Source organism: Halomonas sp. THAF12, from assembly GCF_009363675.1.
GTDB classification, from domain to species: domain Bacteria; phylum Pseudomonadota; class Gammaproteobacteria; order Pseudomonadales; family Halomonadaceae; genus Halomonas; species Halomonas smyrnensis.
Genome location: NZ_CP045399.1, coordinates 2,011,645 through 2,035,645, shown reverse-complemented (window position 1 = coordinate 2,035,645; position 24,001 = coordinate 2,011,645). Strand labels below are relative to the sequence as shown.

The following is a 24,001-nucleotide window of genomic DNA, read 5'->3' as shown; positions in this document are numbered from 1 at the left end:
TTGTGATTGTCGGAGCGTTGCGGGAAGTGCCGTATTCAGGGTTGGTTCAGGGCGCCGAGGCCGATGGCCGTCAGCAGTCGGCAGCCTGTGGGAATGACGTCGTCATTGAAGTCGAAGCGCGCGTTGTGCAGGGGCGGCGTGTCCTCTCCCTTGGCGGTGCCGAGGAAGAAGTAGGCCCCGGGGCACTGCTGCAGCATGAAGGAGAAGTCCTCGCCGCCGAGGCTCGGCTTGACCCCGTCTTCCAGCACCTCTTCGCCGAACAGGTCGACGGCGGTGGCCGCGACATGCTCGGCCGCCGCGGCGTCGTTGTAGGTGACGGGGAAGATGTCTTGGTAGTCCACCTCGATGGTGGCGTCGTGGGCGGCGGCGATGCCGTCGCAGATGCGATGGATGGCGTCCCGCATGCGGGTCTGGGTGGCCTCATCGAGGGTGCGTACCGTGCCGCTGATGCGCACGTCGTCTGGAATGATGGCGAAGCCATTAAGGTCGCCGCCCTGCAGGCCGCAGAGGCTGAGCGCGGCGGCTGCGAGCGGGTCAGCATCGCGTGAGACCACGCTGTGCAGCGCCTGGATCAGAGCGCCGGTGGTGCGAACCGGGTCGGTCGAGAGATGCGGATTGACCCCGCCGTGTCCGCCCTTGCCACGCACGACAATGTCGAGCCGGTCGGTCGCGGCCATGATTGGCCCCGAGCGCACGGCGACCTGCCCGGCAGGCAAGGCCGGCCAGTTGTGCAAGCCATAGATGGCGTCCATCGGATAGCGCTCGAAGAGCCCCTCCTCGACCATCGCACGCCCGCCGCCCAGGCCTTCCTCGGCGGGCTGAAACACCAGGTAGAGCGTGCCGGCGAAGTCGCGATGCTCGGCCAGATAGGCCGCGACGCCCAACAGCATGGTGGTGTGGCCGTCGTGGCCGCAGGCGTGCATGACACCGGGGCATTCGGAGGCGTGGTCGTGCTCGTTGAGCTCTTGAATCGGCAGGGCGTCCATGTCGGCACGCAGCCCGACTCGGCGACCGTTGTCGGCCCGATGGCCCTTAACGGTGACGACGATGCCGGTACCGCCGATCCCGGCCTCGAAGGGAAGGTCCAAGCGCGTCAGCTCGGTGGCGATGCGTTCGGCGGTGATGTGCTCCTGAAAGCCCAGCTCCGGTTGGCGATGCAGTGCCTGGCGCAGCTCTGTGAGGGCGGCGTGGTGCCGCTCGAAGAAGGTCGGGTCGATGAAATCGGTCATAGTTAGCGTTTGTTGTTGGTGGATGATGGTTCATCATGGCGACCCGTGAAGTATCGATAAAATAGTATTATTTTTTTCTTTATATACTTAAATTGTATGTCGCGATGCTTGTCGCTCGTTATGATTCACAAGGAAAGATATGGACTTCAAGCAGTTACGCTACTTCATGGCTGTGGTGGAAGAGGGTTCCATCTCTGCCGCCGCCAAGCGGATTCCGTTGGCTCAGCCTGCGCTGACGCGACAGCTCAAGCTGCTTGAGGAGGCGGTGGGCGCCGAGCTGCTGGTGCGCTCACGCCAGGGGATTCGGCTTACGGCGGCGGGGGAGGCGTTTCATCGAGAAGTGCAGCGTTTGCTCGGCGAGTTCGAGCAGGCCAAACGCAATGCGCAGCGCATCGCGGACGGTCAAATGGGCCAGCTGCGTCTGGGCGTGACGGTCATGCATTTATGGGCACCACAGATCGTCCGCTTGCTCAATGATTTCCGACAGCAAAATTCGGAAGTCACGCTGAAGGTGGTGTCGCTGCTGTCGGCGCCACAGATCGAGAGCCTGCGTCGACAGCAGCTGGATGCCGGCATGTTGTTCTTTCCGCCCGATGACGACGAGGATCTGTGCAGTCACTGTCTCTATGAGGATCGACTGGTACTGGTGACCAGCAGTGGATCGCCGCTGGCGGAGAGCCCACCACGGCGGCTGTCGGAGCTGAACGGTGAGGATTTCATCTGGTTCGACCGCAGCGCCACGCCGGCCTACCACGACAAGCTGATCCACGCCTTCCAGCGACGGGGGTTCACACCCCATGTAGTGCAGCAAGGTGCCGATAACGCCACCATGCTGTGCCTGGTGGCGGCGGGCATGGGCTGCACTATCCTGCCGGAGATGACCATGTCAGGCGCCCCGGAGGGCGTGGTCAGTCATCGGCTGGACGATCTGGAACTGGTCTTGCCATTGATGCTGGTGTGGCGGCGCGATGCTCGACAGCCGGCAGTGGATCGGCTGATCGAGCTCGCCGAATCGCGTTCGCTTGCGCCGTCGCCTGTCTAACCACGGCGCTTGTTACCCTGAGTTATTACTCCACTTGATCCTTGCCGCCTAAAGCGTTGCTGAAGGTCAGGCGATGACGGAGGGAACGTTCCTATCTCAGATTAGGGGCGATGCTGTAAAGCCGCGCGGCGCTGCGGTAAGAGGCAATCGAGCCGTTGCCGATGCTGTCGGCGGCCATGCCGCAGCTGGCATGCTCCTGATGATCGGCTATTCCCGAACCATTCCGTCAAAGGAGCCCACGATGAGTCTCGATCCGTCCCGCCATGCCGAGATCAGCGATGCCGAGCGAGAGGCCCGCATCGCGCTGGCGGCCTGCTATCGGCTGGCCGCCCACTATCGCATGACGGACCTGATCTATACCCACATCACCGCGCGCGTGCCGGGGGAGGAAGGGCACTTCCTGATCAATCCCTATGGCTGGCGCTGGGAGGAGATCACCGCGTCCTTGCTGGTGAAGATCGATGTCGATGGGCGCAAGGTGGACGATAGCCCGGAGGGCGTGAACCCGGCAGGCTTCACCATTCACTCCGCCATTCATCGGGCGAACCACGGCGCGGCCTGGGTGATGCACACCCATACTCGGGCCGGCATCACGGTGGCCACCCAGGCGCGCGGGCTCGAGACGCGGCTGAACCAGATCTCGCTGCAGTTCCACGAGCGAGTGTCCTACCACGACTACGAAGGCATCGCCCTGGACCTGGACGAGCGCGAGCGCATCGTGGCGAGCCTCGGCAACCACTCGGCGCTGGTGCTGCGCAACCATGGTCTGCTGACCACCGGCGCCTCGGCGGCCGAGATGTTCAACAACATGTTCTACCTGGAGCGGGCCTGCGAGCTGCAGGGGGCCGCCCAGGGCACCGGCGAGCCGCTGAGCCTGGTGCCGGAAGAGGTTGCCCGGCATGTGGCGCGCCATTACGACCAGACCATCCATGAGGAGGGCGACCTGGCGCTCGAATGGGCGGCGCACCTGCGCACCCTGGATTCGCTGGACCCGAGCTACAGGAACTGATCGGGCGGCATTCCCCACCCAGAGCGCCCGGCAAGCCAATGGCTTCCGGGGATTAAACGCTTCGGCACCATATGAGGGCGAATCGCGAGGGGCTGGCGCAACGGTGGTGCGTCGGAAGGAAGGAGGTGTGGGGTAGAATCGACAAGGCCTGGGTTTGTTATTGGCTAAGGCCTTGATATCAATATTTTTTGTAGTTATTGGCCCGCTGTTCGCTAAGTTCGAAGGGAAAGGCCGCCGTGGCGGCGGCCCTTCGAACGTGAGCTGGCGTGCTCCAACTGGTCCCCTTCGGGGGACTTTTTTTATGTGCGTTTGTTGAGGGGCATGATGGGCGTCATGACTCGATCCGACAACGAGACCTTAGTGGTAGGGTGGGCATGCGCCTTGTCGGCGGCCGCGATGCCCCGCCCATTTTCTTCTCGTCGCCGAGCCTCGGCGTGCACGCCTGAACCGCCACTGCGTGCCTGGCCCGCTGGCCATTCAGCCCTGGATGCCCCGGCAGCGCCTATGGCATCGGCGCTCGCGATGGTGTTCCATATCGGCCTATCCCGGACCTGAGGCGTTTGCGTGGCACGTGCGATCGATGCGTCGGCATTCGATTCGGGAGAAGGAGCGTTGGAGAAAGGAGAGTCATTGTGAGAACACTTGTCGTGGTGCGTTCCCTGAAGATGGGGGGCATGGAGCGCGTCGCGGTCAATCTGGCGGATGCCTTCGCCGAGGCAGGCCACGAAAGCCATCTGCTGAGCTTTCGCCGCGTCGAGCGCGAGCTGTCGCCTGCGCATCCGGGGGTAAAGCACCATCATCTTAATCTGCGTTGGTGGTCTCGGGTCACTGGGCTCGGGCTGCTGCTTGAGCTGCTGGCACGGCTGGTGGTGAATCCGCTGATCAAGCGTTCGCTGTATCTGGGCACCGGGATCATGGGTGGCGCGGTCTTCAAGCTTTGGTTGCGGCGGTTCGAGCGGCGCCACGGGCGCATCGATCGCATCGTCTTCCGCGGCATCGGCACCTTCGAGCAGGTCTGGACCTTCCGCGACGACAGAGCCTGCTACGTGCTGGAGAACATTCTGCATGCCTCGCGACCGAGCATGAGGCGGCGTCTGATGGGGCGCTGCCTGTTCCAGCATCGTCATCTGGTCACGGTGTCGCGCGGCGTCGCCGAGAGTGTGAAAAAGGCCGAACAGTACTGGCGGTTCCGTCCCGCCTCGTTGCGGGTGATCCCGAACCCCTGCCCGGTGGAGGGCATCCGCGAGGCGATGCGCGAACCCGAGCCCGACCTCCCGGACGAGCCCTATCTGGTCAATGTCGCCCGGCTGGTGCCGGCCAAGGACCAGGCGCTGCTGCTGAAGGCCTATGCCGAGTCCGGCCTGACCCTGCCGCTGGTGCTGGTCGGTGACGGCCAGGAACGTGGGGCGCTGGAGGCGCTGGCCGAAGAGCTCGGCATCGCCGAACGGGTTCGCTTCGTGGGCCAGCGCAGCAACCCCTACCCTTGGATGCATCATGCCCGGCTGTTCGTGCTGAGTTCCCGCTTCGAGGGCATGGGCATCGTGCTGTTCGAGGCGCTGGCCTGCGGCACGCCGGTGCTGAGCGTCGACTGCCCGGGCGGCATTCGGGAGATTCTCAAGGGCGACCTGGAGGCCGCCATCGTGCCGCACTCCGTCGAGGGACTGGCTCGCGGGTTGCGAGCGGCGCTCGAGCAGGAGGCGCCTGCGATCCAAGAGGCCTGGCTGTACGATTTTCGCCCGGAAACCGTCGCCGAGGCGTTCCTGGCGCCAACGACCCAGGCCGGAGCCTGACAGGGCCTCACCGAAGCGCTGGACGCGTGGCGTCGATATGGCACCATAACGAACGATTCAACGGCCGACGAGTCTTTACACCGGCTGTCATCGGCACAGGGCGCATGAATGACATGGAGATAGTGACATGCAGGACGTGATTCAGGCGTTTTACGATATTCAGCCCGATCCCGCCGATTCCACCCAGGCGGTGAGCTTCGGCACCTCGGGGCATCGCGGGCGCTCGCTGGCGGGCTCCTTCAATCGCGCGCATATCCTGGCCGTGGCTCAGGCCGTGGTGGATTACCGCCGCCAGGCCGGCATCACCGGCCCGCTGTACCTCGGCCGCGATAGCCATGCGCTGTCGCGCCCCGCCTGGGAAACGGCGCTGCAGGTGCTGATCGCCAACGGCGTGGAGGTGCGCATCGAGCGTGACGGCGAGCTGACCGCCACCCCGGTGGTGAGTCGGGCGATCCTGGCCCACAACGCCGAGGGCGCCACGCCCCAGGCCGATGGCCTGATCGTCACGCCGTCGCACAACCCGCCCGAAGACGGCGGCATCAAGTACAATCCGCCGCACGGCGGCCCCGCCGAAGGCGAGGTGACCGGCTGGATCGAACGCCGCGCCAACGAGCATCTGACCCAGGAGCTCGAGGCGGTGGCCGAGGTGTCGCTGGAGGAAGCGCTGGCGCAGGCCGTTCGCCATGACATGGTGGGCGAATACGTCGACGGCCTCGCCTCGGTGGTGGATCTGGAGGCGATCAAGCGCGCCGGTCTCACGCTGGCGGCCGACCCCATGGGCGGCACGGCACTGCCGGTGTGGCAGGCCATCGCCGACCGCCACGGCCTCGCCCTCGAGGTGGTCAACACCGAGATCGACGAGAGCTTTGCCTTCATGCCGCCGGACCATGACGGCAAGACCCGCATGGACTGCTCCAGTTCGTCCGCCATGGCCAACCTGCTGGCGATGAAAGACAACTTCGACCTGGCCTTCGGCAACGATCCGGATGCCGATCGCCACGGCATCGTCGACGCCGCCGGCCTGATGAACCCGAACCACTACCTGGCGGTGGCCATCGACTACCTGCTGACCCATCGCCCCGGCTGGCGCGAGACGCTCAAGGTCGGCAAGACGCTGGTGTCGTCGTCGATCATCGACCGCGTGGTGGCGGCCCGAGGCCGCGAGCTCCACGAGGTGCCGGTCGGCTTCAAGTGGTTCGTCGATGGCCTGCATGAAGGCTGGCTGGCCTTCGGCGGCGAGGAGAGTGCCGGCGCGAGCTTCCTGACCCTGGATGGCCGGGCCTGGTCGACCGACAAGGATGGCATCCTGCTGTGCCTGCTGGCCGCCGAGCTGATGGCCGTGACCGGCAAGCGCCCGAGCGAGGCCTATCGTGAGCTGACAGAACGCCACGGTGCGCCCCATTACCGGCGCGTCGACACCGCCTGCACCCCCGAACAGCAGCAGGCGTTCAAGCGCCTGGATCCCGCGAGCCTGGCCGTCACCACCCTGGCCGGCGATACGGTCGAGCGCATCCTCGTCAATGCGCCCGGCAACGATGCCCCAATCGGCGGGCTCAAGGTGGAAACCGCCAACGGCTGGTTCGCGGCTCGCCCCAGCGGCACCGAACCGCTCTACAAGGTCTATGCCGAGAGCTTCCGTGGCGAGGCCCACCTGCAGGCCATGATCGAAGAGGCCCAGGCGATGCTGGATGAGGCTCTGTAGCCTCTTAGTCGACCGTGTAGCCAGCCCTGGCTCGTGTTGAGATAGAGGGCGAAGTGTGCTTAACTTCTTGCTATTCAAAGTGTTGGGCGAAAAGTGTGCCCTCTGAAGCTGAAAACGCTCCAGACATAGGTTTGTGGGCGGAAGTAGCGCTTTCTTGCACGGCTATTGGCCGTATGACCGGCCCTTCGGTTGCGATAGGCTGAGCTAAAACCCTCTGGCGGGATGCGTCGGAGGGTTTTTTGTGGCTGGGTCGCCGAACATGACCAGGCAAACTTAGCCTGCCCGCGCTGCCTGGCGCCGCTGGATAGAGGCGCCAGGGGTACTGGCGTAGAATCGCAGGTCTGACAACGTGGTGGGTGGCTTGGCCTTGGAGGTCGGCACCATCGCTACAAGACAGCAGGGCATGGGAAAACGCCCGGGACAATCCCTGGGCGGTAGCGTGCTTGATTGAATCCTCTTTAAACGCCGACACCACTTTCTTACCTTTCGCATTAAGATATAAAAAGCTTAATGCACCTATGTTTTGCTTTGCAGCACAAAATGAGCAGGTATATGAAAATCAACTTCAAGAAGCAAGTTAAAAAAAGTCATCACCTGGCAGTCTTTACTGTATTTGTTTCTTTTTTGGCATCATGTTTTTTTGGGGGGGTGTCCTCTGCCACCGTATTTTTGACACTGTGTGCCGTACTTCTCCAGTACTGTTTTGGAAAGTATCGAAAAATATATGGCAAGATCATTTCGATTGAAGTAATGCGTGCAGGGTTGCCTTCTGTTTTCCCGAGGTATTTTTCCAATATCTCAGTTTTATTGTGCGTGACACCTCTGATATCTGAATACAGCCCTTTTACAGGAGCTGCGGTGATTTTAATTTCATCGGCGTTCTTTGCTAAGCCTTTTTATGTTCTTTTCAAGAGAGTTTATGGCTCAAAGGAGTTGATTGAATTTCAGAAAAAGCAAATATCTTCTTATTCTCCAGAGATAATTGTTTATATTTCTGGCTTAAAAAATGTAGCTTACCAGATAAACCAGTGGATCCCGGTTCTGGAGCTTTTCGATAGAAAAGTAGCTGTGCTGGTGAGGGAAAGATCAATATACGATGGCATGATAAAGACAGACATTCCTGTTTTTTATGCTAGGACGTCACATGATGTAGAATTTATCCTGTCCACAACTGGATCAGTCAGAACGGTTCTTTATCCTGCGAATCCAATGAAGAATGCTCAGGCGTTGCGTCATTTTAAGTTAAATCACTGTTTTATAAATCATGGTGAGAGTGATAAAGCTGTAAATCAAAGTAAGTTCTTGATGGCATATGACAAGATTTTGGTTGGGGGGCCTTTGGCGAAAAGGCGGCTGGAGACTGCTGGGTTGCCGTTGCGATCTGATCAAGTTGTCTTCGTGGGAAGGCCGCAGGCAGAAATCCTGCTTGACAAAATCAATGCTCCCAAAGAAATAAAAACCATACTTTACGCGCCTACATGGGAAGGATTTGTCGATGATGTCAATTATAGCTCAGTAGAAGAGAGTGGCTTTCAAAAGATAAAAAGTATCATTGAGAGTGGTAAATATAAGCTGATATTCAAGCCTCATCCATATACCGGCAGTCGAAATGAAGAAACTAGAGTGTGGCTTCATGAGATGGAACAGGTATGCAAAGAAAATGATGTTGAGGTTGTCGATAAGATGGTGCCAATACACGAGCTGATGAACCGTAGTGATGCGTTAATAACAGATATTTCGAGTGTTTTGAATGAGTTTCTCGTTACTCAAAAGCCTATTTTTCTTTTTAATGTCAAGAAGAAGGATGGCGAGTCTTTGTATAGTGAGTTCCCATCCAGTAGAGCATCGTATGTGATTGAAGAAAACTCTAATATGTTAGCAATGATCGATGCCGTGTCAGAGAGTGACTCATTGTTTGATATTCGTAATTCAGTTAAGAAAGATTCTTTGTCGGAGTTTCCGGAAGGATCGGCAAGGCGTTTTATAAGTTTTGTGGAAAGTCTTTGATTTGACTGTTTTTGGAAAGAGTTGATATGAAAGAGCTGCTCTGCCATTTGGGTAATGTCAAGACGTTGGTTTTTTTCTTCGTAAGGGAGTGTAAATATAAGCTTTTTTTTCCGGCCATAGCGCTTTGTTTGTCTAGATTCTTCCAAGTTATGTCGCTATTCCTCCCTCTGAAAATATTGATTGTTGTTTCTTCTGAAAGTGTTCCGGCTTACTTCGGCAAGTATTTCGAAAAAGACTATATAGTTTTTGTTTTTATGAGTCTGGTTCCTCTTCTCTATGTGGCCTATATTGCCTCGGGTGTTTTGGGTCGAAGGTTGATGGATAGTTCTTTATCTAATTCTGTGAAAAACATTCTTGAAGGGGAGGTGGGGAATGAGAAAAAAATTGGAAATGATAAATTCAAAGGTTTGTACGAGTCTTCTTGCAAGGTTTTATCTGATATTCTGTTGATTTTGTCTTCCTCTATCCTTCTAGCTTGTGTCAATTTTCTTGTCTCTTCTCTATTTTTGTTTGTTGTTTCCTTGGCGTTGAGGTTTTTTGCAAAGACGACATATACAGTGACGAGCGATAGAAGGCTGACTTTTTTGAATTTGCATCGGCGGCAATGTGTTGAGTATATCTGCTCGGTTTGTTTTTTGTTGTTGTTTTTTTTCTTGGTTGTTGGTGTTTATTTTTTGGGGATGGGTGTGTACGAAGCGCTTTTTTGCTTGTTGATCTCCAGGCAGGCCTTTCAGGCTCTTCAGAGATTTTCATATGAAAGTATTAAAATATATAGCGGTGGATATGTAAAAAAGTATGCCCAAGAGGCCAATTGAGTATCGTGGTATGTTGAAGAGGAGGGGGTATGGGTAGGTTTCTTTTTGTTTTTAGTTCACTAGGTGTGAATAGGGGAGGGCTGACGAAGTCTGTTATTAAGCGAGCCAATTATTTGGCCGAGAATGGGTGCCAAGTAACTATAGCGACCTACCTATTTCAGGATAATTATCATGAGGTGGTTGCAAAGCTCAGAAATATGGGAGAGTTGAGCGAAAATGTTGAGGTGTTGAATTTCTTCGATGCAAAGATATATCAAAAAAGGAAAAATAAATATTTAAAAAAAGTGCAGTCCCTGATCATGTCATTGCGTGACAGAGGCGGGTATTTTGTTAGGCGAAATGCGTGTTCTTACAGGTTTTATAGGAAAGGGAAATATGAAAAGTATCAAGAGTTTAATCGGTATGGAAGGCTTTTGTTTGAAGATTATATGGGAGATGGTAGGCATAGGAAAAGACGGGTTTCATATGATACATCATTAAGGAAGAGGAAGATTGTAGAATATGATGTGGTTAGCAATCTTCCCCGGGTTGAGAAGTATTTTGATAATCTTGGTAGATGTCGGATTTATTCGTGGGTAAGCTCGGATGGCGGGCGAGGCAGGACTGTTCATTTTTGTGGCCGACGAGCAGTTCAATATAAATCTCTTCGCGATTTCCAAAGAGAGTGGGTCTATGAGCTGGCCAAAGAGTATGATGTGATAGTTAGCGACTCAAGGAAAGTGGATGATTTGGTGCGCGGAGTAAAATACGAGAAACTGAAAAAAATAGCTGTTCTTCACAACAATCACTTTAAGGATCCTTCTTGTTCCGAGAAGGGAGTTAAGGCTGGATATCATAAGCTGTTCTCCGATGATGAGTTTGATAATTATGTCTTTCTAACTGAAGGGCAAAGAAGTGACGTTGCAAGCAATTATGAGATTTTTGGGAAAACGCTAGTGATACCTCATGCTATAGAGGTATCAGCTGAAGACTTACCGATAAGTCGGAAGAAGCGTAATGAATTTGTTATGCTTGCAAGATATGAAAATCAAAAAAGGATTGATCATGCGATACGGGCATTTGCATTAGTCTTGAAAGCTAATTCTGAAGCTACGCTTGAGGTGTATGGTGAAGGTGAGAAAAAGAACGAGCTAGAGGAGTTGATATCATCACTAGGTGTTGCGGATAATGTGTTTTTGAGAGGGTATGCAAGATCCCCAAAAAATATCCTACATGAAGCCGGGTGTCTAATACTGTCTTCAGAGTATGAGGGGTTTGGTCTTGCTGTCGGCGAGAGCTTGGCGTGCGGAACTCCTGTTGTTGCATATGAGTGTAAGTATGGGCCCTCGGATATGATTGAGGATGGAGTGAATGGTTATCTGGTTGAAAGTGGCAATGTAGATGCCTTGTCGATAAAGATAAAAAAAATACTGGAATTACCCTTTGATGATTTTGCCGCCATGTCGGAAAATGCTAAGATTAGCATGTCTTCTTTTTCAAAAGAAAAGTTTGTCAATAGCTGGAAGCGCTTGGTCTATTAAGCCATATGGATAATTTTGAGGGGGTTAAAGTGTCAAAGGTGGTTATCACATATGGTACGTTTGACATGTTCCATGTCGGTCATCTGAAGCTTCTTCAGCGCCTTAGTGAGATGGCCGATAGAGTGATAGTGGCAGTGTCGACGGATGAATTTAATCTTGGCAAGGGTAAGAAGACACTCATTCCCTATGAGCAAAGAGCCCAGATTGTAGAGTCGATAAAGTACGTTGATCTCGTGATCCCCGAAGAGAGTTGGGAGCAAAAACTTCAGGATGTTAAAAAATATGATGTCGATATTTTCGCGATAGGGGAGGACTGGAAAGGAAAGTTCGATTTTCTATCCGATCTCTGCGAGGTGCGCTATCTCGAGCGCACTAAAGATATTTCGACTACTGAGCTGAAGCGCTCCCTCAAGAATTTTCTTAGCATTCCCCAGGAAGATCTCAGGCAAGCGTTTGAGGTGCTGGAGCTACTGCGTCGTGACTTGGAGTAACCCTGTTTGATAATGAAGTGGTGATATGAAATCTCAGAGCCGTGTGCTTAGTGGATTCAGCATGTATACGACCGAGTTCGTAAGATTGCTGGATCTTGGGCTTGTGATACTGGCAGGACTCTTCGCGTTCTGGATGCGTTTTGGTGAATGGGAAATTCCGGAACGCTATCTATGGGGGGTGACGCTCGGTGCCTTGCTGACGTTGGTGGTTCTGCCTAATTTCTCCATCTATCGCTCATGGCGGGGGCAGGTCCAGGTTGTATTGATCCTGAAGCTGTTGAGTGGCTACCTGGTCGTAGGTGGTTTGTTGGCCTTGATCATGTTCATGACCAAGACGGGCGCGAATTTTTCTCGGCTCTGGGTTGGCTATTGGATGGTCAGTGCCGCCTCTTTCTCGATTTTGGCCCGTGCCTTGGCTTATCCGTTACTGAATCGCTTGCGTGCCGATGGGGCCAATCGGAAGTCCGTTTTACTGATTGGTGATACTGTATCGTGCGAAAGAGCTATTCGGCATCTCTCCAGTGTGCCATCCGCCGGGTTTGATGTTACTCATTTGATCCTGACCGGCGATGGGCCACTTTCTGCTCTTCTTCGTGACAAGCACTGTGAGAGATACAAACCAGGTAAAGTCATTGAGCACGCTGAGCAGGAAGTGTGGATTTGCCTCCCGCTTTCCGAAGGAAATCTTGTTCGACAGATACAGCGCTCGTTGAGCTTCTCGACGGGTAATGTTCGGTTCATGCCGGACATGAGAGACTTTCGGCTCATCAATCACGATGTATCGGATGTTGCTGGCCTTTTCCTGTTGGACTTGAGTTGTTCTTCCATGTCTTTCAGTGCACGTATTGTGAAGTGGCTTGAAGATAAGTTCTTGGCATTGGCTATTTTAGTAATGGTGAGTCCGGTGCTGCTTATTGCTGCTATTGGAGTGAAGCTTACTTCGCCAGGCCCCATTTTTTATCGCCAAGAACGTGTTGGCCTGAATGGTCGTCCTTTCATGATGATAAAGTTTCGCTCCATGCCTGTTGATTCTGAGCGTGATGGAGTGCGCTGGGGAGGAGCAAAAAGTAAGACGACCACTCGATTTGGTGCTTTTTTGCGCCGCACCAGCCTCGATGAACTACCCCAGTTTTTCAATGTATTGAAAGGGGATATGTCGATTGTTGGCCCTAGGCCTGAGCGCACAGTTTTCGTGGAAACCTTGAAACATGAAGTTCCGGGGTATATGCAAAAGCATATGGTGAAAGCCGGCATTACTGGTTGGGCGCAAATCAATGGTTGGCGAGGCGATACTGACCTTCAAAAACGTATCGAGTGTGATCTCTGGTATGTCGAGAACTGGTCTATGTGGTTAGATATGAAGATCATATTTCTGACCTTTTTTAAAGGAATAATAAATAAAAATGCATATTAAGGCGTCGCTAGGGGAGAAGGGATGAATATTGAGGTTGAGAAATCCTATGGGCTGCTTAGGTTCATTAACAAGCCGCGCTCGAAGCCCGTCAGGATTCTCTATGGCCTGATGAGCTGGTGTGGCCTATTGTTGTTGGGCGCGCCGCTGAAAGTAGCCAAGGATAGCTGTTGTCTTGCGATGAAACCGAATGGCATAAAAATTGTAATTCGCAGGGTTATATGGTTTGTTCATGCAGGCTGGTTCCCTATATCGATCCGTTCTGACTATTTTTTCGATATTTCGGAGAAGATGTCGGACGGAGCTTGCCGTGCGCTGATCGTCTGGTTGAAAAACAATAAACGGATCGATGAATTTGATCGTCATGTCTGGCTGGCAGATCTTTACGGCGGAATCATCGAACGAGAGTGCGACAAGACAGGGGAGCTCATGTTAACAAGTCAGCATCCTCTTAAGGTGGAAGATGAGCTGTTTTGCCGGAATATGAATGTGGCTTTATCGGTCTTGAGCCAGAAGCTTTCGGCACCGTCTCAAACTCCTGTTGCTGCTAAAAAGTTCCAGAAGTCAGGAGAGTCCTTCGATAAGCGTGATGCTTATCAAGCTATTGCCGATTTTCGTAAAATGATGTCTGATCTTGCCTGGCCATGGTATGTGGTCAGTGGAACGTTTCTTGGCGCAGTGCGTGAGCAGGACTTCCTGGGGCATGATTATGATATCGACGTAGGCGTCGATTATCCGGACTTTGATCTTGAGCTCTTGCAGGAATCGGTAAAAGCTTCTGAGGGTGTCTGGTTCATCAAGTCGGTGAGTTATTGTACCTTTCGGGAACCAGTTGATGATAGTGATGTTCGTTATTATCAAATGGAAAAGCCCATTCTCGTCAAACTAGTGCATAAAACCGGATTGGTAGCTGATCTCTTTGTGCATGTCGAGGAAAACGGGGTGCTTTGGCATGGCTCCCCCATACATCGTTGGGATAATGACAGCTTCGAACTGGCGGAGTATCAGCTGGGGCATGAAACTGTCTATGGAGCAGTGGATGCGGATCACTATTTGACAGAGAACTACGGTGATTGGCGTACTCCGGTACTGGAGTTCGACTGCAGTATTGATCCACCCAATATTCGTTATTCGCGTACCGTCAGGGCGGTGACCTATCTCGCCAAGGTTGCTTATCGTTTTCTGCTGGATGGTGATGCCGACCGTGCTCAGCGTTATCTGACTTCTTTGGAAGCTGCGGGTGTGCTGGCACGTGATGGCCAGACATGGCGTTTCAACGGTTAATCCAGGAAGGGGTGAATTCGTGCGTGTACTTGTCACCGGCGGTGCCGGCTATATTGGTTCGCATACCGCTGTGGAACTGCTCGAGGCCGGCCACGATGTGGTCGTGGTCGACAATCTGTGCAACGGCTCGGAAGTGGCGCTGCGGCGTATCGAGGAGATCACTGGCAAGGGCGTGAACTTCGTGCGAGCGGACATCCGCGACCGCGAGGCCATGGATGCGATCTTCGCCGAGCATGATATCGATGCCGTGATCCATTTCGCCGGTCTGAAGGCGGTGGGCGAGAGTGTCGGTAAGCCGCTGGCCTACTACGAGAACAACGTGAACGGTACCCTGGTGCTGTGCCAGGCCATGGAGGCCGCCGGCGTGCGCCGCATCGTGTTCAGCTCCTCGGCCACGGTATATGGCAGCGAGGCGCCGGTGCCCTATGTGGAAACGACGCCGCGTGGCACGACTTCCAACCCCTACGGCACCTCCAAGGCGATGGTGGAGAAGCTGCTCGAGGACCTGGTGGTGGCCGACGAGCGCTGGTCGGTCACGCTGCTGCGCTACTTCAACCCGATCGGCGCGCATCCTTCCGGCAAGATCGGCGAAGACCCGCAGGGGATACCCAACAACCTGATGCCGTTCATTGCGCAGGTCGCCGTTGGCCGACGCGACGAGCTGACGATCTTCGGCAATGACTACGAAACGACTGACGGCACCTGCGAGCGCGACTATCTGCACGTGGTGGACCTGGCGGTCGGGCATCTCAAGGCGCTTGAAGTCGTCAGCGAGCCAGGTGTGTCGATCTATAACCTGGGCACGGGGCAGGGTATCTCGGTGCTGGAGATGGTGAACAGCTTTACGCGTGTGACGGATGTGCCGGTGCCTTACCGGTTCGGTGCCCGCCGAGCAGGCGATCTTCCTGCCTTCTGGGCCGATGCCTCTAAGGCGAAAAAAGAACTGAACTGGGTCGCCGAAAAAGGCCTGGACGACATGATGATCGATACCTGGCGCTGGCAGTCGGGCAATCCGGAGGGGTATTCGTAGGGCCGATTCGCGGCGGTGCGGCTGCCTGAGCACGCAGGATTTCGCTAGCGGGGCACTCCAGATGGCTGGGGTGCCCCGTTCTCGTTTTGAGGCCCGCTCGATGTCTGCCAAGCCCGATAAAAGGCTCGCGACGGATGAGGCGGTCGCTAATCTCATTTAGGATATGCTGGCTATGTACGTGCCGATGGCGCTTAGGTAAAGTGCTCGGCTCTGAACATCTGGTGTGAGGATGGCTGTGAAGTTGCAACATATCTGGGCTGCTCCCGTGGGTTGGTCATACCCCAAGAGCCTTTGGGCTGTGGGCATGTTATCGCTGTTGCTCTACACCACGTGTCGCATGTTGTGGCCTGACGTGGGCTCCACTTCCGAAACGGTGATGGCGTTGATAGGCCTGATCGCTGTGCTCGTGTGGGGCAAAGGTCTCAGAGGCGGCGCTGCCTTGTGGCTATTGCTGATGGCCGTGGCCGTCCAGGCGCTATCCTGGTGGCTGGGCTATCTGCACCATCCCCAGTGGGTGGCTGACAACCCTCAGGTCGACCGTCTGGCTAAACTGTTCATCTTCATCGCCGTGGCGTGGTGGTTGGGCGGAAGTACTCGCAACACCCTCTTGGTTTGGTGTTTGGCCGTCATTGGCTTGATCCTTTCCAGCGTCGTTCAAGGAGACGGCTTGAATGAGTGGCTCCAAGGCTTCGATGGGCAGCGTGTGGGATTCGGGGTGCGTAATGGTCAGCACGGCGCCATGCTGTTCGGCGTCGCACTGCTGGGTCTAGCCATTTTTACGCCTCGTTTTTTTGCTCACGGCCGCTGGCGAGCGCTCAGGATCGTTGGTTGGAGCGTACTGCTTGGGCTTTCGGTGATCGCCGTCATGATCGGTCAGACGCGGGCTGTCTGGTTGGCGCTGAGCCTCTCCTTGCCCATGGTGCTAGTGGCCTGGCTGGTCGTCCGGCGTCAGTCAGGCACATCTCCCGTCAATCGCAAGCTGCTGGCCGTGTGCACGACCGTCTTGTTACTCGTTCTCTTGGGAGCGGGTAGCGTCATCAAGGGCCCGCTCCTCGACAGGCTCAATAAAGAATCATCGGTCGTGAGCATGCTGCTGGCAGGCAATATCGATGAGGTGCCCTATACCAGTATCGGAATTCGTATCCATTCATGGCAGGCGGCCTTTGAATGGATCGAACAGCGCCCCCTCGTGGGGTGGGGCGGCCAAGGGCGTGGCTTGGTGATGGACCACACGGAATGGTTACCGGAGCGGGTGAGTGAGAAGTATGGGCATCTCCATAATTACTTTATAGAGATTTGGGTCGCCTACGGCATGTTGGGGCTTGCTGTCATCGGCGCTCTGGCCTTTTGGATCGGACTGGCCACTTGGCGTGCCTGGAGAGCGGGTGCGCTACCCGGCGATCTGGCGCTATTCGGAGGTGGATTCTTCATCTACTGGATGGTCGTCAATCAGTTTGAATCCTATAACTCCTTCTGGACAGGCGTCTATGTGCACAATTTGGTGGTGGGTGGCTTGATCACGCATTATTGGCGCTGGCAAATGATGTCCAAAAATGAGGAAACGGCTTGAACATTGTCTCAGTTGGCGGCGACTCGTTATCTCACTGAGCTTTCGCGGCATTGGGGCATATTGATATCCCATTTAATTGCTCTGGATGTTATTTAGGGGCGGAAGTGGTGTGGCCGCTTTCGCCCTGTTAGGTTATTTTTAAAAAACTCTTCGATGCTGCTGATTCTGGAATCAACGGCAGGATAGGGGATAGAGTCGTTAGCTCCTGCCGGTCAGGCGAGCAAGGATGATTTGTTAGGGCGAGCATGTTATGGTTGCTAATGTTTTGTGATCGTATTGTCGGCCGTCGGTGGAGCTTCGAGCGAGCCTCCCGCCGCCTGGTCTTCTGTTGGTGAGCCCTAGATGAGTCAACCTGCCCGATCAGGCGTGTCGCCTATCCCGCTGGCCCCTGCTGGCGATCCCGCCTTCTTTCCCCTCTATGACGAGCGCATGCGCTGGCCTATTCGTCGGGCTCAAATTCAGGTGTCGGTGCGTTCCAGCATTCACGAGCGGTTGGCTTTGCCGTTGGAGCGCCTGCTGTTGAGACGCTGGTCCGATGAGAAAGCGGGAAGTGTGGTGGTCGAACGTCATGGGCTGCCTCAGCATGCGGTGGAGGAAGCGCTCGATGATCACTTGACCCTTCAGGTCGACCCCCGGGCATTGATTCAGAGCACCGACTGGCGCGGCTACGATCGTCGTCTGCGTCCGTCTTCTTCTCGCTTCCTCTGGGACGGCGACTGGGACCTGAGGCGCGGCAACCTGCGCTTCAGCTCACGCTACCGCTTCGTCAGCGATCTCGACGAGCATCGCCATGATCTGACGCAGAGCACGGCCTTCGCGAGGTATGCCGGTTACCTGACGGCGGGGAAGCCATGGTCTTCCCATCAGCAGGGGGTGCTCTTGGATTCCGAGGCGCGGATCCTGATGTATCTGCGCGTCTATCTGAGCTTTCTGGATGACATGGCGGTACGCGGCTTCGATGCGTCCCGCGGCAAGGACGCGCTGGGTGTGGCCGTCAGCCGCGAAGGCCGCTTGATCAAGATCAATCGAGGCTTGCACCGGTTGGCCATGGCCCAGCGCCTGGGGTTGCCGACGGTGCCTGTTCGAGTGAAAGCCGTGCATCGTGACTGGTGGCGGCGTGTCACCGATGGAGTGGGCGGGCGAAAGGCCCTGGTGCGGGTATCTCGGGCGCTGCAGGAGTGTATTCCGGAACAGGAGGCGGGATCGCTGGACCCTGCCACCTATCCGGAGTCCATTACCTGGCCGGAGTATTGCGCCCACAGGGCCGCTGCACGCTGATCGATCGATGGCAGGGCGAACGCCTGAGCCGATGGCACAAGCGGGCGTGCTTCTCTGGCACCATGTTGTGATGCGTCAATCGCTGACCAGAGCCTGGTAGCAGGAGGCGATGGATTCTGGCTTGTAGGCCTCGACCAGGTCGTCGGGAATCCTGGGCGGAGACTCGAGACTGTTGCGGATGGCGTCGGCGAAGGCCGCGATGTCTTCCAGGGGCACCAGTCCTGATGCCAGCTCTCCGGTCAGGATGTCTCGCGGTCCCGACAGGCAATCCGTGCTCACCACCGGGGTCCCGCAGGCCAGTGCCTCCAGCAGCACGTTGGGCAGCCCTTCGTAGTCAGAGGCGAGGAGCAGCGCACTCGCCTGTTTCATGTAGGGATAGGGATTGTCCAGCGCCCCGAGCAGCAGCACCTGGTCGTGTAGTCCCTGCTTCTCGATTTCTTTCTCGACGCCTTCGCGATCGCCGTCGCCGATCAGCACCAGCGGATGCGGCACCCGGCTGGCGCGATAGGCGCTCAGCAGTCGGTCGAGCCGCTTCTGGCGAAAGTTGAGCCGTCCCACGTAGAGACAGTATGTCGTGTCCTGAAGGCTCGCGGGCACGACGGGCTCGGCCATGAGTGCGCGGATCCTCGCGACGTCCAGTACGTTGGGGATGACGCACGACGCGGCCGGGCGGCTGCCGATGCGCGCGATGGACTCGAGGTTGGTGCTCGAGAGGGCGATGATGCGCTTGCCGTCGTAGAGGCTGCGTACCTTGCGCTGCTTGATGTGGCGCCGCCAGCCTTCCTTGTTGGACAGCAGCTCCTGCCAGGGGTCGGAGCGGATGCAGAGCCATGCTCGGTCGGCCAGCGAGGAACGCGTTGTGACCTGATGGGCCTGATGCAGGTTGGACACGACCAGGTCGTAGCGGTGGCCCTGGGCCTCGAGGAAGGCATCCAGGCGCCGCGCATGCAGTCGATAGCGCTGCAGCTTCTGCCAGCGCCCCTTCGGGGCGAAGGGAACGGTATGCACCTCGACGCCTTCGGGGATCGGGAGCCTGACGCGGTCGGAAAGCGCGATCAGCGTGACGCGCACGCCGCTGTCGTTGAGCGCTCGTGCCACCTTGATGACCGAGCGAGGCGCGCCGCCGCTGGCGAGCTGGTCGATGAGGAAGAGGGCGTGGGGCATGCCGGTAGGGCTCCGAATCGATGCGGTGAAGAGGATGAGAGAGCGTGACGCCGGGCGTGTCGAAGCGGTCGCTCAACCGCCGTCGGGGCGATGCCATCGCCGGTGCAGCTGGTTTCGTGCCATGTCGTGATACGCCGCGCCGCGCATCTTGTTAGTGGTCAGCGAGCGCTCGAGCGCCGGCCATCGAGCGCCGGGGCTCCTCGGCAGCCGGCGCACGTGCGCGTCGATCCAGACGAGGGTGCCGTCGGCCGCGACCAGCAGGTTGTTGTAGTGCAGGTCGCGGTGCACGTAGCCGGCGCGGGCGAGCCTCGCGACGTCTTCGCAGAAGCCCGCCAGGAAACGCTCGCGGCTTGCCTCGTCCAGGGCCTCGAATACCTCGCCGCCGGGGCGGGCGTCCTGGCGGTGCTCCATCAATAGCAGCGAGGCGTTGCGATTCGCCGGGTTGAGCGACAGCCCCCAGCCGTGGCATCTGGGCGTGGTGAGGCCGGCGCGCTGCAGGATGCGCAGGCTCAGGAATTCCTTGCGGGCGTCTGATTGCATCAGCCAGCGCTTTTCCAGGTAGTCCCGGCTGAGCCAGCTCAATGGTGCCTGGCGCTTGGCGAACTTGTCGGGTACCACCTTGGCGAGGATCTGGTTGTCCTGCGAGAGATAGAAACGGCTGCTGCCCACTGCCTCGAAGGCGGCGGTGGTGCTGGTGCTGGCCAGTCGCAGCCGGGCAGGCAGGCCATCGGCATGAAAGACCAGGTAGCGTCGGCGGCGGTCGTCGAAGGGGATATCGAGCAGTTTCACCGTCACAGCGCCTCGAACTGGGGCAGCACCGTTTCCTTGAGGAACTGACGGTAGTGACGTGGCTCGATGGTGACTGGCTCCCGATCCATGCGCGTGAGCGCCCGGGCCAGGCCCGCCTCGTCGTCGGGGGCGACCAGGAAGTCGGCCAGCTCCTGGGTCAGGATCTCGCGCGGGCCGCTGGGGCAATCGACGCTGACCACCGGCGTGTGCAGCAGCAGGGCCTCGATCAGCACTCGCGGCAGCCCCTCGGCGTCGGAGGCCAGCACCATGGCCTTGGCGTGGCGGATGAAGGGATAGGGGTTGTGATGGTAGCCGAGCCACAGCACCCGGTCTTCAATCCCGAGTGCCTTGATCTGCTCGCGGACGGTGGCCTCGTGCTCCGGCTTGCCCTTGCCCATGATCGCCAGCGGCGTGGTCACGCCGCTTTCGGCGTAGGCGCGAAGCAGTCGGTCGTGGCGCTTGCGGGGCTCGATGGCCGCCACGCACAGGAAGTAGTCGCCCTCTGGAACCGGCGTCGGTTCTTCGGCCATGGCCACGAAGGGCTCGCGCTCGTAGGGGTTGTAGATCGGTACGATGCGCTCCGCCTCGAGGCCGACCACGCTTTCCAGGTTCTCCTTCACGCCCTGGGAGACGGCGATGACCTGGCGTCCACGATAGAAACGGCGAACTTTATCGAAGGCGCGCTTTCTCTGCTTGGGGTCGGCGAACTTGGCGGAGACGTCCGACTTGATCCAGAAGTAGAGGTTGGGCAGGTCGAGATGCCGCGTGATCTTGTCGCAGGAGCAGGAGATCACCACGTCGGGTCTCCAGGGCGTCAGGGCGCGCTTGATGCGGCTGGCCTGCCACTTCTCGGTCAGCACCGTGCTGGTCGCCTTGGTGATGCGGGTGACCACGCCCAGGTCCTCGATCTCGAGCCCCTCGGGCAGGCGATGCTCGATGCGCTCGCGCAGGGTGAATACCTTGACCGCATGGCCGCGCTGGCGCAGTTGGTCGGCGGTGTAGAGCAGCGATTTCTGGGCGCCGCCGCCGTAGAGGTCTTCGATGACGAAGGCGAAGCGTTTGCGGGTCATGGGGTCGTCCTGCACGGCGAGGTCATCCGGTGGCGTTCCGCGTCGTCGCGGCGCCGCTAAAGGGCCGAATTCTAGCATGTTCCTCGCCGCCGGGCAGGCACGGGCGCTTCGGCGTGAACGCGATGCTGGGGTACAATGCCGCCATAAGCGGGCGCCAGTGCCGCGCGAGAATGACGATCAGGAGTCGCAGGAAAATATGAAGTTATTGATCACCGGCATGGCGGGCTTCATCGGCCATGCCGTCGCCAAGCGCCTCTCGGGGCAAGGGCATGAGATCATCGGCGTCGACAATCTCAATCCCTATTACGATGTGGCGCTCAAGCAGTCGCGCCTCGACGACCTGGCGTCCTGCGAAGACGTGCGCTTCGAGCGCCTCGATCTTGCCGACCGCGAGGCCGTGGCCGCGTTGTTCGAGGCCGAGGGCTTCGAGCGCGTGATTCACCTGGCGGCTCAGCCGGGGGTTCGTTATTCGCTGGAGAACCCGCATGCCTATGCCGACGCCAACCTGATCGCTCATCTCAATGTGCTCGAGGGATGCCGCCATGGCCGGGTGGGTCATCTGGTCTACGCCTCATCGAGTTCGGTCTATGGCGCCAACGACAAGGTGCCCTTCGATACCTCGGATAACGTCGATCATCCCATCAGCCTCTATGCGGCCACCAAGAAGGCCAACGAGCTGATGGCGCACACCTACGCCCATCTCTACGATCTTCCGACCACCGGGCTGCGCTTCTTCACCGTCTATGGTCCCTGGGGCCGGCCGGACATGGCCATGTTCAAGTTCACCCGTGCGATCCTGGCCGGTGAGCCGATCGAGGTCTTCAACCACGGCGACATGTCGCGGGACTTCACCTACATCGACGATATCGTCGAGGGCATCGTACGCGTGCTCGAGGTGGTGCCCGAGCGGCGGGCCGAGGCGACGACCTCCATGCCCGACACCAGCCATGCGCCCTATGCGCTCTACAATATCGGTCATGGCAGCCCGGTGGCGCTGATGGATTTCGTGCGCGCGGTGGAGGCCGCCACCGGTCAGGGCGCGCTGTGCGACCTCAAGCCCATGCAGCCGGGCGACGTGCCGCGGACCTGGGCGGATACCGAGGCCCTGTTCGAGGCCACCGGGTACCGGCCCAAGGTCGGCGTCGAGGAGGGCGTCGCCCGCTTCGTTGCCTGGTATCGCGACTACTACGGCGTCTGACGGCGCCCAGCTTTCGGCATCTCATCGTTAAAAGGGAAGGACACCCATGAAAATCACCATCTTCGGCACCGGCTATGTGGGCCTGGTGACCGGCACCTGTCTGGCGGACGTGGGTCACGACGTGCTGTGCATGGACGTGGACGCGGACAAGATCGCCCGCCTGGAAGCCGGCGAGATCCCGATCTTCGAGCCGGGCCTCGAAGAGATGGTCAAGGCCAACGTGGCCGAGGGGCGGCTGCGCTTTACCACTGACCCCGAGACAGCGGTCGCCTTCGGCACCCTGCAGTTCATCGCCGTCGGTACACCTCCCGATGAAGATGGGAGTGCTGATCTCAAATATGTCCTGGCGGTGGCCGAGACCATCGGGCGTCACATGACCGAGGAGAAGGTCATCGTCGACAAGTCCACCGTGCCGGTGGGTACCGCCGACCGCGTGCGTGCCGCCGTGGCCGGCGTGCTCGATGAGCGCGGCGAGGCGATCGACTTCGAGGTGTGCTCCAATCCCGAATTCCTCAAGGAAGGCGCGGCGATCGAGGACTTCACCCACGGCGCGCGGATCATCGTCGGCACCGAATCCGAGCGAGTGAAGACGCTGATGCGCGAGTGCTACGCGCCCTACATTCGCCTGCAGGAAAAGCTGATGTTCATGGACGTGCGGGCGGCGGAGCTGACCAAGTATGCCGCCAATGCCATGCTGGCGACCAAGATCAGCTTCATGAACGAGATCGCGAATCTGGCCGAGCGTCTTGGCGCCGACGTCGAACAGGTGCGACGCGGCATCGGCTCCGATCCGCGTATCGGCTATCAGTTCATCTATCCGGGCTGTGGCTACGGCGGTTCCTGCTTCCCCAAGGACGTACAGGCACTGGCGCGAACCGCCGGTGAGGTCGACTATTCGGCCGAGTTGCTGGGCGCGGTGGAAGCCGTCAACCGGCGCCAGAAGCAGACGCTGTTCGCCAAGCTGTCGCGTGCCTTCGACGGTGACCTGAGTGGCAAGACCATCGCGCTGTGGGGGCTGGCGTTCAAGCCCAACACCGACGACATGCGTGATGCCCCGAGCCGCACGTTGATGGAGGCGCTGTGGGCCGCCGGTGCCAGCGTTCGCGCCTATGATCCCGAAGCCATGGAGGAATGCCGCCGCCTGTATGGGGAGCGTGACGACCTCTCGCTGGTGAGCGATCGCGCCGAGGCGGTGGAGGGGGCCGATGCACTGGTGATCTGCACCGAGTGGAAGAGTTTCCGCAGCGTCGACTTCGCCTGGCTGAAGTCACAGCTGTCACTGCCGGTCGTCGTCGACGGCAGAAACCTCTTCGATCCCGAAGCGCTCAAGGCGGCGGGGCTGCTTTACTACGCCGTGGGGCGAGGCGAGTCGGTCACGTCGGCCTAGTATCATCCAAGGATAGGCGTCTTGCCGCTGCCCACTGGGCAGCGGCAAGTTTAGTATTGCGCCGAGTGAATTCCATTGGCCCTGATGGCGGCCCCCTCCCTGGACCCCGATCGCATTCTCGCGGTCTCGAACCAGGTCATGTCCCGTCGGTTTAGCTGGCATGACGCCCGCCCCCATGCCAGAAGACGGATTGTCCCGTTCTTCAGATCTGCCCC

19 protein-coding genes are annotated in these 24,001 nt (G+C 57.8%); 15 read left to right on the top strand and 4 right to left on the bottom strand.

Translation table 11 applies throughout. The annotated features are described in order from the left end of the window. Positions 1–35: 35 nt before the first annotated feature. Positions 36–1,229 carry an amidohydrolase gene (locus tag FIU88_RS09460; RefSeq protein WP_152479042.1) on the bottom strand — a complete coding sequence of 398 codons (1,194 nt, stop codon included), beginning with the start codon at positions 1,227–1,229 and terminating at the stop codon, positions 36–38. Between the two features lie 139 nt (positions 1,230–1,368). On the opposite strand from FIU88_RS09460, the gene FIU88_RS09455 reads away from it, so the two are divergent. The 13 genes from FIU88_RS09455 (at position 1,369) to FIU88_RS09395 (ending at position 18,178) form a co-directional block, all read left to right on the top strand. Further along, positions 1,369–2,271, top strand: a complete 903-nt coding sequence (locus FIU88_RS09455; protein WP_152479041.1) for a LysR family transcriptional regulator — start codon at positions 1,369–1,371, stop codon at positions 2,269–2,271. 241 nt (positions 2,272–2,512) lie between these two features. Continuing rightward, positions 2,513–3,280 (top strand): class II aldolase/adducin family protein, encoded by a 768-nt coding sequence (locus tag FIU88_RS09450; RefSeq protein WP_172977691.1) that lies wholly within the window; start codon positions 2,513–2,515, stop codon positions 3,278–3,280. 632 nt (positions 3,281–3,912) lie between these two features. Further along, the gene (locus tag FIU88_RS09445) at positions 3,913–5,070 is read left to right on the top strand and encodes a glycosyltransferase (RefSeq protein WP_253742469.1); all 1,158 of its coding nucleotides are present in this window, start codon (positions 3,913–3,915) and stop codon (positions 5,068–5,070) included. Between the two features lie 127 nt (positions 5,071–5,197). After that, entirely contained in the window at positions 5,198–6,772 is a 1,575-nt protein-coding gene (pgm, locus tag FIU88_RS09440) for a phosphoglucomutase (alpha-D-glucose-1,6-bisphosphate-dependent) (RefSeq protein WP_152479040.1), read from the top strand. 552 nt (positions 6,773–7,324) lie between these two features. Beyond that, the gene (locus FIU88_RS09435) at positions 7,325–8,779 is read left to right on the top strand and encodes a CDP-glycerol glycerophosphotransferase family protein (RefSeq protein ID WP_172977690.1); all 1,455 of its coding nucleotides are present in this window, start codon (positions 7,325–7,327) and stop codon (positions 8,777–8,779) included. A gap of 26 nt (positions 8,780–8,805) precedes the next feature. Next, positions 8,806–9,594, top strand: a complete 789-nt coding sequence (locus FIU88_RS09430; RefSeq protein ID WP_152479038.1) for a hypothetical protein — start codon at positions 8,806–8,808, stop codon at positions 9,592–9,594. A 29-nt stretch (positions 9,595–9,623) separates the two neighbouring features. Beyond that, positions 9,624–11,114: a glycosyltransferase gene (locus tag FIU88_RS09425; protein ID WP_152479037.1), complete on the top strand. Its 1,491-nt coding sequence runs from the start codon at positions 9,624–9,626 to the stop codon at positions 11,112–11,114. 29 nt (positions 11,115–11,143) lie between these two features. Further along, positions 11,144–11,605 (top strand): glycerol-3-phosphate cytidylyltransferase, encoded by a 462-nt coding sequence (tagD, locus tag FIU88_RS09420; RefSeq protein WP_367613876.1) that lies wholly within the window; start codon positions 11,144–11,146, stop codon positions 11,603–11,605. A gap of 61 nt (positions 11,606–11,666) precedes the next feature. Further along, positions 11,667–13,019: an undecaprenyl-phosphate glucose phosphotransferase gene (locus FIU88_RS09415; RefSeq protein ID WP_253742467.1), complete on the top strand. Its 1,353-nt coding sequence runs from the start codon at positions 11,667–11,669 to the stop codon at positions 13,017–13,019. Between the two features lie 21 nt (positions 13,020–13,040). Continuing rightward, entirely contained in the window at positions 13,041–14,300 is a 1,260-nt protein-coding gene (locus tag FIU88_RS09410) for a hypothetical protein (protein ID WP_152479034.1), read from the top strand. 19 nt (positions 14,301–14,319) lie between these two features. After that, positions 14,320–15,330, top strand: a complete 1,011-nt coding sequence (gene galE / locus FIU88_RS09405; protein WP_253742465.1) for a UDP-glucose 4-epimerase GalE — start codon at positions 14,320–14,322, stop codon at positions 15,328–15,330. A 304-nt stretch (positions 15,331–15,634) separates the two neighbouring features. After that, complete coding sequence (locus FIU88_RS09400) at positions 15,635–16,900, top strand: O-antigen ligase (protein WP_152479033.1); 1,266 nt, start codon at positions 15,635–15,637, stop codon at positions 16,898–16,900. A 342-nt stretch (positions 16,901–17,242) separates the two neighbouring features. Then, entirely contained in the window at positions 17,243–18,178 is a 936-nt protein-coding gene (locus FIU88_RS09395; protein WP_216647268.1) for a hypothetical protein, read from the top strand. 75 nt (positions 18,179–18,253) lie between these two features. Here FIU88_RS09395 and FIU88_RS09390 read toward each other — a convergent pair whose 3' ends face one another. The 3 genes from FIU88_RS09390 to FIU88_RS09380 all read right to left on the bottom strand — a co-directional run bounded on the left by FIU88_RS09390 (position 18,254) and on the right by FIU88_RS09380 (position 21,201). Then, entirely contained in the window at positions 18,254–19,342 is a 1,089-nt protein-coding gene (locus FIU88_RS09390) for a glycosyltransferase (protein WP_152479032.1), read from the bottom strand. Positions 19,343–19,414: 72 nt separating this feature from the next. Further along, a complete protein-coding gene (locus FIU88_RS09385; protein WP_253742463.1) occupies positions 19,415–20,131 on the bottom strand; it encodes a lipopolysaccharide kinase InaA family protein in 717 nt (238 codons plus the stop codon). Between the two features lie 2 nt (positions 20,132–20,133). Then, positions 20,134–21,201 (bottom strand): glycosyltransferase, encoded by a 1,068-nt coding sequence (locus FIU88_RS09380; RefSeq protein WP_152479030.1) that lies wholly within the window; start codon positions 21,199–21,201, stop codon positions 20,134–20,136. A 196-nt stretch (positions 21,202–21,397) separates the two neighbouring features. Between FIU88_RS09380 and FIU88_RS09375 the strand changes: the two genes are divergently transcribed. Then, the gene (locus FIU88_RS09375; RefSeq protein WP_152479029.1) at positions 21,398–22,399 is read left to right on the top strand and encodes an NAD-dependent epimerase; all 1,002 of its coding nucleotides are present in this window, start codon (positions 21,398–21,400) and stop codon (positions 22,397–22,399) included. Positions 22,400–22,445: 46 nt separating this feature from the next. Further along, entirely contained in the window at positions 22,446–23,786 is a 1,341-nt protein-coding gene (locus FIU88_RS09370; RefSeq protein WP_152479028.1) for a UDP-glucose/GDP-mannose dehydrogenase family protein, read from the top strand. The last annotated feature ends 215 nt before the right edge of the window (positions 23,787–24,001 follow it).